This is a genomic window from Luteibacter sp. TLI7-4A (assembly GCF_056754745.1).
On the sequence record NZ_JBPGWO010000001.1, the window covers coordinates 819,056 to 832,637 of the forward strand.

Below are 13,582 nucleotides of genomic sequence, written 5' to 3' on the forward strand. Positions count from 1 at the left end.
CGCGGCGGCGGGCCGGTTGCATGCACGGCTCGGCTTCGCCCTCGCGGTTGGGGTGTGCGGGGCAGAGCCGTCGGCCGCCACCCTCGTCGCTCCGGTTGCACCGTCGCTCGGGAAGGGAAGCCGCTGCGCGGCCATGTCTTATGGCTGGCGCCCCGTCGCGCCCGTCGCGCCGGGCGGGGTTTCCGACTCGCCTTCCATGGCTCGGCGGAAACGGCCGGCCGTCCAGGCCGGCCCCCTGCGGGCCTTTTCGCCCGTTGCTCCTCGGTTCCACACGTCGCGACGAGGGTGGCGGCCGACGGCTCTTCCGAGCACTGAGGTGTTGTGCGGCAAAAGCCAACGCCCGCGACCGGGGTGGATGCCCTCTCCGTGTGGCCTCCCACCCGGGTGCGGCATGTGGCATGTGGCGAGCGTCGCTCTTTCCCACCAGCCCACCGCAGGGTCCAGAGAGCTGCCGGGCGCCACCCTCGGCGCGACATTAGGAGCCGAGGAGGGGCGGGCGGAGAAGGCCCGAAGGGGATCGGCCAGGACGGCCGATCGTTTCCGCTGAGCCAGGAGGGCGAATCGGAAACCCCCGCCCGACCGTCCGAGCCCGCCGGGGCGCAGCCATCAAACACGGCCGCGCAGCGGCATCCTTGCCCAAGGGACGGCGACTACCGTCGCGCCGAGGGTGGCGCCCGGCAGCTCCCCTCGCCGCACACGACGAACGCGAGGGCGAAGCCGAGCCGTGCACCGCCCACTTTTCGCGAGAAAACTGCCCAAAAGGACTTGCACGTTTATGCACGTTTTCATACATTGATGCGCATTCGTCATCCATGGAAGTTCGCATGAAGCCAGCGCGCGCCACTCGATTGATCTTTCTTCTTTCCGGCATCGGCATGGCCAGCTGGGCCCCGATGGTGCCGTATGCCAAGGCGAGGCTCGGGCTCGACGATGCGACGCTCGGCCTGGTGCTCCTGTGCATGGGCTGCGGGGCGGTCGCCGCCATGCCCCTGGCGGGGTTCCTGACCCATCGTTACGGGAACCGCGACGTCATCGGTGGTAGCGGATTGCTGGTTTGCGTGGCTTTGCCCCTGCTGACGATCACTCCCAATGCCTATTGGCTCGGTGCCGCTCTGTTGTTCTTCGGTGCCGCGCTGGGCGTGGTCGACGTGGCCATGAATGCCCACGCGGTGGACGTGGAAAAGCATGCGGGCAAACCGATGATGTCGGGCTTCCATGGCCTTTTCAGTGTAGGCGGCCTCGCCGGTTCGGCAGGCATGGCGGCACTGTTGAAGGCGGGTGCGCCGCTGACCGGCAGCGCGTTGGCCGTGTCGGCCGCCTTGCTCGTCATCGTCGTGACGCAATGGAGGCACTTCCTGGTTCGACTCGACGATTCCGACCAGTCGCATTCCATCTTCCGCATGCCCTCGGCATCGGTATTCCTGCTGGGTTTCCTCTGCCTGGTGGTATTCCTCGCCGAAGGCGCGATGCTGGACTGGAGCGCGGTGTTCCTGCGTTTCTCGCGCGGATTCGATCCTTCGCTGGCTGGCCTGGGCTATGCCGCGTTCTCCATCGCGATGGCCTGCGGCCGCTTGCTCGGCGATCGCATCACGGCCTCGGTGGGGCCGGTGACGATCGTGCGCGTGGGTGCCCTCCTGGCCGCGCTCGGCTTCTTCCTCGCCACCGCCTTGCCCTGGGGGCCGGCCGCGATGCTGGGCTTCATCCTGGTAGGCATCGGCGCGTCGAATATCGTCCCCGTGCTGTTCAGCGCGGCCGGGCGCCAGCCGGGCACGTCCCCCGGGATCGCCATCGCCACGGTCACGTCGCTGGGCTACGCGGGCATGCTCGCCGGCCCGGCGGCCATCGGCTTCGCCGCCCACCTGAGCAGCCTGTCACTGGCCCTTTGCGGGGTGGCCGTGTTGCTCGTGGTCGTATCAATCTGCGCGTCCATCGCGCGCCGCTAAGGATCGTTCCATGCATACCAAACGCGATGTCGTCATCTTCGATTTCGGCGGTGTCCTGATCGACTGGAATCCACGCTACCTCTACCGCAAGCTGTTCGGCGACGACGAGCAGGCGATGGAAGCCTTCCTGGCCGAGGTGACCACGCCGGAATGGAACCTGCAGCAGGACGCCGGCCGCTCCTGGGACGAGGCGGTGCGCCTGCTCACCGCGGAGCATCCCACCAAGGCCGAACTCATCGCGGCCTACCAGCACCGCTGGGAGGAAACACTCGGTGGCGCGATCGACGACAGCCTGCATATCCTGCGCGAACTGAAGGAGGCCGGGCATCCTCTCTATGGCCTCACCAACTGGTCGCACGAGACCTTTCCATTCGCCCGCGAACGCTTCGATTTCCTCACCCTTTTCGACGGCATCGTCGTCTCGGGCGAGGAGGGCATGATCAAGCCGGACCCGAAGCTCTACCAGACCCTGCTCGAACGCTACGACATCGATCCCTCGCGCGCGGTGTTCATCGACGACAACAAGGTCAACGTGGATGCCGCCGAGGCGCTGGGCATCCATGGCATCCATTTCCATACGCCCCGGCAACTGCGTGCGGAACTGATCGAACTGGGTTTCCTCCCGGCATGAATGCGCCGCTCGACACGACGCTGCCCCGCGAGCGCGAACAGTTGATCCTCGAGCGCTTGCGCCGCGAGGGCAAGGTCGTCGCCGCCGACCTCGCACAGGAGTTCCGCGTATCGGAGGATTCGATCCGTCGCGACTTGCGCGATCTCGCCGCGCAAGGGCTATGCCGCCGCGTCTATGGCGGTGCCTTGCTCGCGGTGAATATCCCCCCGCTGGGCGAGCGTCACGGCGAGCGGGCGGAACTCAAGCGCGAACTCGCGCGGACGGCGATCGGTCTCGTCGGGCGCGGGCAGATACTGTTCATCGACGCCGGTTCGACCAATACCGTGTTGGCGAAGATGTTGCCGGAAAACAGCGACCTCACCGTGGTGACGAATGCGCCGGACGTGGCGTTGGCGGTGCTCGGTCGTCCCGGTTTCGACGTGATCGTGCTGGGAGGAAAGCTCGATCCGGCGATCGGTGGTGCGATCGGTTCCCGTACGGTTCGCCAGGCACAGGACATTCGTGCGGACCTCTGTTTTCCAGGGGTGTGCGCCATCGATCCCGAGCGTGGGTTATGGACCTACGACGAGGAAGAGACCGTGTTCAAGCAGGCGATCATCGAGGCCAGCGGTGAGACGGTGGCGATCGCCACGCCGGACAAGCTGGTGGCCTCGGCGACGCATCATACGGCGCCGATCGCCGGTATCGCGCACCTGGTGGTGGCGGCGGATACGGATGCGGCGGTGGTGGAGCGGTATCGTGCGGCGGGGGTGATGGTGCATAGGTAGGTCGTCGATCGCCGCTGAAGCGGCTCCCACAAAAGCGGGGTGGGGCGGTCCCTCGGGACCGCCCCACCGCCTTCTCATCCTGCTTGCCTCAGCCGGCCTTTTTCTTGGCCAACCGCAGCCAGGTGTCGACCACGGTGTCCGGATTGAGCGACATCGATTCGATGCCCTGTTCCATCAGCCACTCCGCCAGGTCCGGATGATCGGAGGGGCCCTGGCCGCAGATGCCCACGTACTTGCCCTTGTCGCGTGCCGTCTTGATCGCCATGGCGAGCAGCTTCTTCACCGCCGCGTCGCGTTCGTCGAACAGGTGGGCCACGATGCTCGAATCGCGATCCAGGCCCAGGGTGAGCTGGGTCAGGTCGTTCGAACCGATGGAGAAGCCGTCGAAGATGTCGAGGAATTCGTCCGCCAGCAGGGCGTTGGACGGTACCTCGCACATCATGATCACCTTCAGGTCGTGCTCGCCCTGGACGAGGCCGTTCTGGCGAAGTACCTCGATCACCTTGCGGCCTTCGTCGAGCGTGCGCACGAAGGGAATCATCACCCACACATTGGTGAGGCCCATGGTCTCGCGCACGTACTTGGCCGCCTTGCACTCCAGCGCGAACGACGCGGCGAAACCCGGATCGACATAACGGCTGGCGCCGCGGTAGCCGATCATCGGGTTTTCCTCGTGGGGCTCGTAACGCGAACCGCCGATCAGGCCCGCGTACTCGTTCGACTTGAAGTCGGACAGGCGCACGATCACCGGCTTCGGGTACACCGAGGCGGCGATGGTGGCGATGCCTTCGGCGAGACGATCGACGTAGAAGGAGACCGGGTCCTTGTAGCCCTGGATGCGGGCATCGATGCGCGCCTTGGTTTCCGCGTCCTGCTTGGCGTATTCCAGCAGGGCCTTCGGATGCACGCCGATGTGGCTGGCGATGATCATTTCCAGGCGTGCCAGGCCGATGCCGGCATTGGGCAGCATGCCGAAATCGAAGGCGCGTTCGGGGTTGGCCACGTTCATCATGATCTTCAGTGGCGCTTCCGGCATCGCGCCCAGGTCGGCGGTGATGCGGTCGAACTTCAGCGTGCCTTCGTAGATGGTGCCGGTGTCGCCTTCGGCGCAGGAGACGGTGACTTCCGCGCCGTCGGGAATCGTCTCCAGCGCGTTGCCGCAGCCGACCACGGCGGGCACGCCCAGTTCGCGGGCGATGATCGCCGCGTGGCAGGTACGGCCGCCGCGATTGGTCACGATCGCCGCGGCACGCTTCATCACCGGCTCCCAGTCGGGATCGGTCATGTCGGCCACGAGCACGTCGCCGGGCTGGACCTTGTTCATGTCGGCGAGCGAGCGGATGACGCGGGCCTTGCCGGCGCCGATCTTCTGGCCGATGGCGCGGCCTTCGGTGAGCACCTTGCCCTTTTCGTTGAGCTGGAAGCGCTCCAGCGTGGTCGCGTGGTCACGCGATTTCACCGTCTCCGGGCGCGCCTGCACGATGTAGAGCTTGCCGGTGTGACCGTCCTTCGCCCACTCGATGTCCATCGGGCGGCCGTAGTGTTTCTCGATGACGAGCGCCTGGCGCGAGAGTTCTTCCACGTCGGCGTCCGTGATGCAGAAGCGATGACGATCCTCGACCGGTGTCTCCTCGATGCGCACGCGCTCGCCGGGCTGGTCGGAATAGACCATGCGCTGCTGCTTGGCGCCGAGGCTGCGGCGGAGCACCGCCGGCTTGCCTTCGCGCAACGTGGGCTTGAAGACGTAGAACTCGTCCGGGTTGACGGCGCCCTGGACGACCATCTCACCGAGGCCATACGAGCCGGTGACGAAGACCACGTCGCGGAAGCCGGATTCGGTGTCCAGGGTGAACAGCACGCCGGACGCGCCGACGTCGGAACGGACCATCAGCTGCACGCCGGCGGAAAGGAACACGTCCTCGTGCTTGAAGCCCTGGTGTACGCGATAGGCGATGGCCCGGTCGTTGTAGAGCGAGGCGAAAACCTCCTTCACCTTGTGCAGCACATCGTCGATGCCGACGACGTTGAGGAAGGTTTCCTGCTGGCCCGCGAAGGAGGCGTCCGGAAGGTCCTCGGCCGTGGCGGAGGAACGCACGGCCACCGCGATATCGGTGGCGCCGGCGTCCTTGCACAGCTTGATGTAGGCATCGCGGATGGCCTGCTCGAGGTCAGCGGGCAGGGCGGTATCGACGATCCAGCCGCGGATCTCCTTGCCGCCCCGGGTCAGTTCGTCCACGTCGTCCACGTCCAGCGTGGCCAGGCGTTCCTGGATACGCTTCGCGAGGCCGCTCTTCTCGAGGTAGGTCTGGAAGGCGTCGGCCGTGGTGGCGAAACCGCCAGGCACGGAGACACCCAGTTTCGCCAGGTTGCCGATCATCTCGCCAAGGGAGGCGTTCTTGCCGCCCACCTTGCCCAGGTCGGTCATGCGTAGCGCGTCGAGCCAAAGTACCAGGTCGCTCAAGGGAAAATCCTCACAATCGGTTCGTCGGTTTTGCGGCGGGCCGCGCTAGAAAATCCACACATTGTCGGGGGACGGTCGGCGCCGAAACAAGGCGCGATGCACAAACGTTCAGCGATGATGCGGGGTGGATTGTTATCGCGGCGTCTTGAGCTAAGGTGGATCCATGGACCACCGCAGGGAATTGACCGATGCGTCGCACCGTGTTCTTCATCTCCGACTCCACCGGCATCACGGCCGAGACCATCGGCAACAGCATGCTGGCCCAGTTCGAGGGGGTGCAGTTCGATACCCACCGGCTACCCTTCATCGATAACGCGGCCAAGGCCGAGGCGGCCTGCCTGCGGATCAAGACCAAGTACGCCCAGGACGGCCAGCGCCCCATCGTGGTCAATACGATGACCTCGCGGACGTTATGCGACATCGTGGCCGGCAGCGGGGCGCTGATGCTCGACGTCTTCGCCCCCTTCATCGAGCCGCTGGAGGCGGAACTGGGGGCGAAACAGTCCGGCGCGGTCAACCGCTCCCATGGCCTGGTCGATTTCGAGCGCTACGAGGCCCGCATCGAGGCCACCAACTACGCCCTGGCCCACGACGACGGGCTGGACGTGGACTACAACCAGGCGGACGTGGTGCTGGTCGGGGTCTCCCGCTCGGGCAAGACGCCCACCTGCCTCTACATGGCCTTGCATTACGGTGTCTGCGCCGCCAACTATCCGCTCACGGACGACGACCTCGACAAGCTGGAGTTGCCGACGCGTCTACGCCCTTATCGCAGCCGGTTGTTCGGTCTCACCATCGACCCGATCCGCCTGGCGCAGATCCGCGAGCAGCGCCGTCCCGGCAGCCGCTACGCCACGCTGAAGCAGTGTCGCTGGGAACTCGAACAGGCCGACAGGCTGATGCGGCGGGAGAACATTCCGGTCCTCAACACGACGCACACCTCGATCGAGGAGATTTCGAGCAAGATCTTCGAATACCTCGGTATCGAACGCCATATGTATTAGACGAGAACGTTTCACGGAGTATCGCCGCCCCCATGACCGCCGTCATCGAACGCCCCATCGCCCTCATCCCGGGACGCTTCGAGTTCCTGATGGGACTCTATGCGGAGAACTACCACCGGCTGGCACGGCTGTTCGCACCGCAGCGGCTGGCACCGGGCCGGTATATCTCGGACGTGGACGATGGACTGAAGGTGCGCCTGGACGTGCAGGAGAAGCATCCGTACACGCTCGAACTCGAACTCACCTACGACTTCGTCGATGAGGCGACGGGCCAGCCTTCACCTTCGGCGCAGCTGCGCATGTACACCGATGCGCACGTGGCCGAGGCCATGCATTGCCATCCGGGCCGCAAGCTGTGGCAGGTGTTGGGACCGTTTCCGCCCGCCCGTACGGTATTGCAACACAGGCTGCGCATGAACGGCTTCCTCAGCCGCTGGCTGGAATACCTGGCGGAGCAGGGCCATTCGATCGGCACGCTGGAGCGCGTGGGTGACGTCCCGGCCGAGTGAGCCGACCAGCGAGTGAGCTGACTTGATGGTGGGAGCCACCTGAAGTGGGAGCCCACCCGAGGTGGGAGCCGACCCTGTCGACGATGGGTGCTTGCCGTAACCCGGCCCGCTGCCGCGGGATCGCCGACAAGGTCGGCTCCCACAATCCATCGGGCTCGGCTCCTGCTAATCCATCGGGCCCCACCAAGCCATCGGGCCTTGAATTCAGGGCAAAAAAAACCCGCCGGAAGGCGGGATTCTCTTTGGAGGTAATGGCGGAGCGGACGGGACTCGAACCCGCGACCTCCGGCGTGACAGGCCAGCATTCTAACCGACTGAACTACCGCTCCACACTACGTTCCACTTCCAACAACAACCCAACTTCCTTCGTCCTTTACACTCTTCGGCGAACCGAAAAGTGGCGTCCCCACGGGGATTCGAACCCCGGTCGCCACCGTGAAAGGGTGATGTCCTAGGCCTCTAGACGATGGGGACGTACTAGAAGTTGGTGGAGCCAGCCGGGATCGAACCGGCGACCTCCTGCATGCCATGCAGGCGCTCTCCCAGCTGAGCTATGGCCCCCTGCTGGAAGCCGCAAAGATTACGTCCGACCCGTGACTTCGTCAAGCATTCGTTACATTTTTTTTGAATTTATTTTCGGAAAAAGGGGAATGCCGAGACCTGGCACGTACTTGCGGTGACGTGCGTTCCACCGCTTTCCCCACCGCGTGTGCTTCGGCCGTGGCACACCGGTTAACCTGTCCTTCCATACCTACAGGGACAGGCATGCACGGCATCGTTTTCATCCAGGACCTGGCCACGGTGATGCTCGTCGCCGGACTCACGACGGTGCTTTTCCAGCGCCTCAGGCAGCCCGTGGTGCTCGGCTACATCATCGCCGGCGTGCTCATCGGTCCGCATACGTTGCCGGTGATCTTCATCCACGACGAGGAAACGATCCGCACCCTGTCCGAGCTGGGCATGATCCTCCTGCTGTTCGCGCTGGGCCTGGAGTTCAGCCTGAAGAAGTTGCGGGCGGTGGGTGGCGCCGCGCTGGTCGCCGCCTTCGCCGAAATCGTGTTGATGGTCTGGATCGGGTACGAGATCGGCCGTTTCTTCGGCTGGTCGGCCATGGATTCGCTGTTCCTCGGCGCCATGCTTTCGATTTCCTCCACCACCATCATCATGAAGGCGCTCGAGGACCTGGGCCTGAAGCGCGAGCGTTTCGCCCAGCTGATGTTCGGCATCCTCATCGTCGAGGACCTGCTGGCGATCGTGCTGATGGCCCTGTTGACCGGTATCGCCGGTACCGGTGGTGTCGAGGCGGGCCAGGCGCTGGCGGCGGTCGGCCGGCTCGGCCTGTTCATGGCGGTGTCGCTGGTGGTGGGGCTGCTGCTCGTGCCGCGCGTCGTCGACTACATCGCGCGGGTAAGCCGCAACGACGTGCTGCTGGTGGCGGTGCTCGGCATCTGCTTCGGCTTCTGCCTGCTGGTGACGGAAATGGGCTACAGCGTCGCGCTGGGTGCCTTCATGATCGGCGCGATCGTCGCGGAATCGGAAAGCGTGGGCCGGATCGAGCGCATCGTGATGCCCGTGCGCGACATGTTCAGCGCGATCTTCTTCGTCGCCATCGGCATGCTCATCGATCCGGATCTCCTGCTGAAATACGCCTGGCCTATCACCGTGGTGACGATCGCGGTGGTGCTGGGCAAGGTCATCACCTGCAGTTTCGGCAGTTTCGTTGCCGGCAACGACGGGCGCACGTCGCTCCGCGTAGGCATGGGCCTGGCGCAGATCGGCGAATTCTCGTTCGTCATCGCCTCGCTCGGCCTGACGCTCAAGGTGACCAGCGACTTCCTCTATCCGGTGGCCGTGGCGGTGTCGGCCATCACCACCTTCCTCACGCCTTATCTCATCCGTTCGTCGGACCCGCTCGCGCGATTCATGGGCCGGACCTTGCCTTCGCGGTTCACCGGGGTGTTCGCCGCCTACACGGAATGGATGGGTAACCTCGGCCTGCAAGGGCAGGGCGCCGTCGTGATGAAGATGATCCGCCGGCTGGTCTGGCACGTGATCATCAACACGGCGCTGGTGGTCGCCGTGTTCATCATCGTGGCCTTCGTCTATCGCCGGGGTTTCCTGCACCTGGACATGTTCAGCGACCGGCCGACGGTGCAGCGTAGCCTGGCCTGGTCGATGGCGGCGCTGCTCTCCCTGCCGATGGTCGTGGCCACCTACCGCAAGGCCGGGGCCCTGGGCATGCTGCTGGCGGAATTGTCCATTCCGGACCGGTTCGGCGCCCGCACCTACACGATCCGCTCGGTGCTGGCCCGGATCATCCCCCTGGTGGCCATGCTGGTGATAGGGCTGCTGGTCGCGGCGCTGGCATCGACCATCCTGCCGCCGCGGGAGGTCGCGCTGGTCCTGGTCCTGATCGGGATAGGCCTCACCTGGCTGCTCTGGCGGGTGCTGGTCCAGGTCCACGCCCGGCTCCAGGCCGCCATCCGTGACACCCTCGAAAAACCGGGGCAGGATCGCCACGAGTGACGCAGTCCTCATTTCGATGAAAGGTTCCTGAACTTTTCATGTGAAACCTTGTCTCTCGCCCCGTCATTGCAAGCAGGGCGCGAACCACCGCACAATGGCGTTTCCGCCTCCACAAGGAGGTGTACCGGCGGCGTCGCCGATCTTTCTAGAGAGGGAGTACCGAATGAAGCACTTTTTGCGTCCCACGATGACGGCCGTCGCCCTGGCGGTTGCGCTGGGTACGGCCGCGGGCGCATCCGCCCAGGCCGCCAAGCCGGCTGCCTCCGCGGCACCGGTCGATAAACAGAAGGCCAGCTATGTCGTGGGTTGGGACCTCGCCAGCTCGCTTCCGCCGCTCGTCGCGAAGGAAGTCGATGCCGCCACGGTCGCCAAGGCACTGCAGGCTGCGCTGTCTGGCCAGAAGCCGACCATGTCGGAGGCCGAGGCCAAGTCGGTTCGCGAAGCGTTCGTCGCCCAGCTGAAGGTCAAGGCCGAGGCCGAGTACAACAAGGTCGCCGCCCAGAACAAGCAGGAAGGCGATGCGTTCCTGGCCAAGAACAAGTCGGCCGCCGGCGTGAAGGTCACTTCCTCGGGCCTGCAGTACCAGGTCGTCCAGGCCGGTACCGGCCAGCGTCCGGGTCCGAACGATACCGTCACCATCAACTACACCGGCACCTTCGTGAACGGCGAGAAGTTCGACTCCTCGGCCGACCACCAGCCGGCCGGTCCGGCCCAGATCCCGCTCGCCGCGGTGATCCCGGGCTTCCGCGAGGGCCTGCAGCTGATGCAGACCGGCGGCAAGTACAAGCTGTTCATCCCGTCGAACATCGCTTACGGTGCCAAGCCGGAAAACGGCTTCCCGCCGAACGCGACGATCATCTTCGACGTCGAACTGCTCAAGACCGGCCCGACCCCGGCTGGCCAGGGCCCGGGTGCTCCGGGTGCCGCACCGCAGGGTGGCAAGTAAGCCTTAAAGGCTTACCGGCAACATCGAAAGGGCGCGGAGCGATCCGCGCCCTTTTTCGTTGGTGGGAGCCTATTCCCGAGGGGGCGATTCCTTGGTGGGAGCCGACTTGTCGGCGATCCCGCGGCAGCGGGCCAGACTATGGCAAGCACCCATCGCCGCTGAAGCGGCTCCCACAAGAGCGGAACTTGCCTTGCCAGGGTTGGCTCCCGGCGGGATTGCTTGCATGGCCCGGCTCCACCACGGGCCGGCTTGGTTTGTTTGCCGCGCGTGCCGGACTACAATTGCCCGTTACGACGAGCCTGTCGAAAGCTCCGGGAGCTTCATGAAAGTCACGATCTTTGGAACCGGCTATGTGGGTCTCGTCACGGGGGCCTGCCTCGCCGAGATGGGCAACCATGTCGTCTGCGTGGATGTCGATGCCGGCAAGGTCGAACGGCTGAAGCAGGGCGACGTTCCGATCTACGAGCCGGGCCTGGAGCCCATGGTCATCCGCAACCATGCGGACGGGCGCCTCGATTTCACCACGGATGCCGCACCCGCCATCGCCCATGCCGACATCGTGTTCATCGCGGTCGGCACGCCGCCCGACGAGGATGGCAGCGCCGACCTGCAGTACGTGCTGGCCGTGGCGAAGACTATCGGCGACCACATCGATCGCTATACCGTGGTGGTGAACAAGTCGACCGTGCCCGTGGGCACCGCCGATCGCGTACGCGCCGCGGTGGCCGCGCGATTGGAGAAGCGCGGCGTCGATGTGCCGTTCGATGTCGTTTCCAATCCTGAATTCCTGAAGGAAGGCGATGCCGTCGAGGATTGCCTGCGTCCGGATCGCATCATCGTCGGTGCGTCGAGCCAGAAGGCCATCCGCGTGCTGCGCAAACTGTACGCGGCGTTCAATCGCAACCACGACCGCATGGTGGTGATGGACGAGCGTTCGGCCGAACTGACCAAGTACGCCGCGAACGCGATGCTGGCGACCAAGATCAGTTTCATGAACGAGATCGCCAATATCGCCGAGCATGTCGGCGCCGACGTGGAACTGGTGCGCCAGGGTATCGGTGCGGACCCCCGCATCGGTTATCACTTCATCTATCCCGGCGCCGGCTACGGTGGCTCCTGCTTCCCGAAGGATGTGCAGGCGCTGGCGCGTACCGCGCATTCGGTGGGCTACGAAGCGCGCCTGCTCGACGCGGTGGAGGCGGTGAACGATGCGCAGAAGTCGCGGCTGTTCGCCCTGCTTTCGAAGCATTTCGATGGCAAGCTGAAAGGCCTCACCATCGCCGTATGGGGCCTGGCCTTCAAGCCGAACACCGACGACATGCGCGAAGCCTCCAGCCGCCGCCTCATGGAGCAGTTGTGGGAAGCCGGTGCCCGCGTTCGCGCATTCGACCCGGAAGCCGCGGAAGAAACCCGTCGCATCTACGGCGATCGCGACGACCTCACGCTGGTCGAGCGTCCCTACGCCGCGCTCGAAGGCGCCGATGCGCTGGTCATCGTCACCGAGTGGAAGGCATTCCGCAGCCCCGATTTCGGGCGCGTGAAATCGCTGCTCGTGTCCCCGGTGATTTTCGACGGCCGCAATCTTTACGATCCGGCCGTGGTCGAGGAAGCCGGCATCGCGTACTACGGCATCGGTCGTGGCCGTAGCCTGGCAGGGCGCGAGCATGGCTGACCTGGATGAACGGGTGGTCGAACTCGAGGTGCGCCTCGCCTTCATCGACGACACGGTTAACGCGCTTTCGTCGGCCGACGCGGAAATCGCCCGCCGGCTGGACCTACTGGAACGAGCCGTGCGCGACCTGCGCTCGGATCTCGTGAACATGCGTGCGGGGTTGGGCAGCGATCCTGCCAACGAGCCTCCGCCGCCGCACTACTGAAGCATTCGAACGAGTCTTACCGATCATGGCAGAGTCCCTGCGCGACCAGTTGTTGAAGAGTGGCCTCGTGAAGGAAATTCGCGAGGAAAAACGGAAGCCGGCGCCTCCGACGCGGCAGGGTGGCAACACGTCCGCCAGCGGCCAGCCGTATGCCGGCGACCGCCCCAAGCAGGGCGGCAAGCCGCACGGCGGCGGCAACGCACGGAAGGGCGGTCCGAATCAGGCAGGCCGTCCGCCGCGCCATGGGGGCAAGCCGGGCGCGCCCGTGCAACGGCCGCCGCGCAAGGACGGCGAGATCGACCTCGCCAAGGCCTACGCGATCCGCGCGCAGAATGAAGCCGCCGAGCGTCGCAGGGTGGAGGCGGAGGCGGCCGAGCAGGCCCGGTTGCGCAAGGAGAAGAAGCGCAAGGTCGAGGAACTGCTGAAAGGCAAGGCGCTCAACCTGCCCGATGCCGACCAGGTGCGTCATTTTCCGTATGGAGAGAAGATTCGGCGCGTGTACGTCGACGCCGCGCAGCTGGTCGCCTTGAATGCCGGAGAACTCGGCGTCGTGCAGCAGGGTGGGCGTTACCTGGTGGTGGACAAGGCGGTGATCGAGGAACTGCGTGGCATCGCGCCGGAGTTCATCGCGCTGATGGTCGACCCGAACGCGATGGACGAGTCGGACGATGGGGTGCCTGACGATTTGATGTGGTGAGTGAGGTGAGTCCGCGCTGTCGCGCGGATCGCCGCTGAAGCGGCTTCCCACCCAGGCAACAGCATCGCCGACAGGGTCGGCTCCCACCACGGCCCGCGCTGGTCTTGGTCCACCACGGCCTGCGCAGGTCTTGGGTCCAGCAGGGCCTGCGCAGGTCTTGGGTCCAGCAGGGCCTGCGCAGGTCTTGGGTGGGAGCCGACCTTGTCGGCGATGGCTCGGAG

General features: G+C 65.3%; 11 protein-coding genes and 3 tRNA genes. 10 read left to right on the plus strand and 4 right to left on the minus strand.

Annotated features, from left to right (window positions below; genetic code table 11):
* Positions 1-824: 824 nt before the first annotated feature.
* From ACR9Y6_RS03640 to ACR9Y6_RS03650, 3 genes are read left to right on the plus strand one after another with little or no spacing between them, the layout of a single operon-like run.
* Positions 825-1,943, plus strand: coding sequence for an MFS transporter (locus ACR9Y6_RS03640; RefSeq protein ID WP_481280041.1), 1,119 nt, complete (start codon positions 825-827; stop codon positions 1,941-1,943).
* 10 nt (positions 1,944-1,953) lie between these two features.
* Positions 1,954-2,574, plus strand: coding sequence for an HAD family hydrolase (locus tag ACR9Y6_RS03645; RefSeq protein ID WP_481280042.1), 621 nt, complete (start codon positions 1,954-1,956; stop codon positions 2,572-2,574).
* Positions 2,571-3,341 (plus strand): DeoR/GlpR family DNA-binding transcription regulator, encoded by a 771-nt coding sequence (locus ACR9Y6_RS03650; RefSeq protein ID WP_481280043.1) that lies wholly within the window; start codon positions 2,571-2,573, stop codon positions 3,339-3,341. The genes ACR9Y6_RS03645 and ACR9Y6_RS03650 overlap by 4 nt, the downstream gene beginning before the upstream one ends.
* Before the next feature lie 88 nt (positions 3,342-3,429).
* On the opposite strand, the gene ppsA is transcribed toward ACR9Y6_RS03650, so the two are convergent.
* Complete coding sequence (ppsA, locus tag ACR9Y6_RS03655) at positions 3,430-5,802, minus strand: phosphoenolpyruvate synthase (RefSeq protein ID WP_481280044.1); 2,373 nt, start codon at positions 5,800-5,802, stop codon at positions 3,430-3,432.
* Positions 5,803-5,990: 188 nt separating this feature from the next.
* Between ppsA and ppsR the strand changes: the two genes are divergently transcribed.
* On the plus strand, positions 5,991-6,806 hold the full coding sequence (gene ppsR / locus ACR9Y6_RS03660; protein WP_481280045.1) for a posphoenolpyruvate synthetase regulatory kinase/phosphorylase PpsR: 816 nt from the start codon (positions 5,991-5,993) through the stop codon (positions 6,804-6,806).
* A gap of 32 nt (positions 6,807-6,838) precedes the next feature.
* Positions 6,839-7,315 carry a DUF1249 domain-containing protein gene (locus ACR9Y6_RS03665; protein WP_306846300.1) on the plus strand — a complete coding sequence of 159 codons (477 nt, stop codon included), beginning with the start codon at positions 6,839-6,841 and terminating at the stop codon, positions 7,313-7,315.
* Between the two features lie 252 nt (positions 7,316-7,567).
* Here the strand turns inward: ACR9Y6_RS03665 and ACR9Y6_RS03670 are convergent.
* The 3 genes from ACR9Y6_RS03670 to ACR9Y6_RS03680 form a co-directional block, all read right to left on the minus strand.
* A tRNA-Asp gene (locus ACR9Y6_RS03670) sits at positions 7,568-7,644 on the minus strand.
* Positions 7,645-7,713: 69 nt separating this feature from the next.
* Positions 7,714-7,789 (minus strand) — tRNA-Glu (locus ACR9Y6_RS03675).
* A gap of 11 nt (positions 7,790-7,800) precedes the next feature.
* Positions 7,801-7,876: transfer RNA gene (locus ACR9Y6_RS03680), tRNA-Ala, on the minus strand.
* A gap of 204 nt (positions 7,877-8,080) precedes the next feature.
* Between ACR9Y6_RS03680 and ACR9Y6_RS03685 the strand changes: the two genes are divergently transcribed.
* The 5 genes from ACR9Y6_RS03685 to ACR9Y6_RS03705 all read left to right on the plus strand — a co-directional run bounded on the left by ACR9Y6_RS03685 (position 8,081) and on the right by ACR9Y6_RS03705 (position 13,361).
* A complete protein-coding gene (locus ACR9Y6_RS03685; RefSeq protein ID WP_481280046.1) occupies positions 8,081-9,841 on the plus strand; it encodes a cation:proton antiporter in 1,761 nt (586 codons plus the stop codon).
* A 163-nt stretch (positions 9,842-10,004) separates the two neighbouring features.
* Complete coding sequence (locus tag ACR9Y6_RS03690; RefSeq protein WP_306846304.1) at positions 10,005-10,787, plus strand: FKBP-type peptidyl-prolyl cis-trans isomerase; 783 nt, start codon at positions 10,005-10,007, stop codon at positions 10,785-10,787.
* A 322-nt stretch (positions 10,788-11,109) separates the two neighbouring features.
* Complete coding sequence (locus tag ACR9Y6_RS03695) at positions 11,110-12,459, plus strand: UDP-glucose dehydrogenase family protein (protein WP_481280047.1); 1,350 nt, start codon at positions 11,110-11,112, stop codon at positions 12,457-12,459.
* Positions 12,452-12,664: a SlyX family protein gene (locus tag ACR9Y6_RS03700; protein WP_426284915.1), complete on the plus strand. Its 213-nt coding sequence runs from the start codon at positions 12,452-12,454 to the stop codon at positions 12,662-12,664. The genes ACR9Y6_RS03695 and ACR9Y6_RS03700 overlap by 8 nt, the downstream gene beginning before the upstream one ends.
* Positions 12,665-12,689: 25 nt before the next feature.
* Entirely contained in the window at positions 12,690-13,361 is a 672-nt protein-coding gene (locus tag ACR9Y6_RS03705; protein WP_481280048.1) for a DUF2058 domain-containing protein, read from the plus strand.
* Positions 13,362-13,582 lie beyond the last annotated feature (221 nt).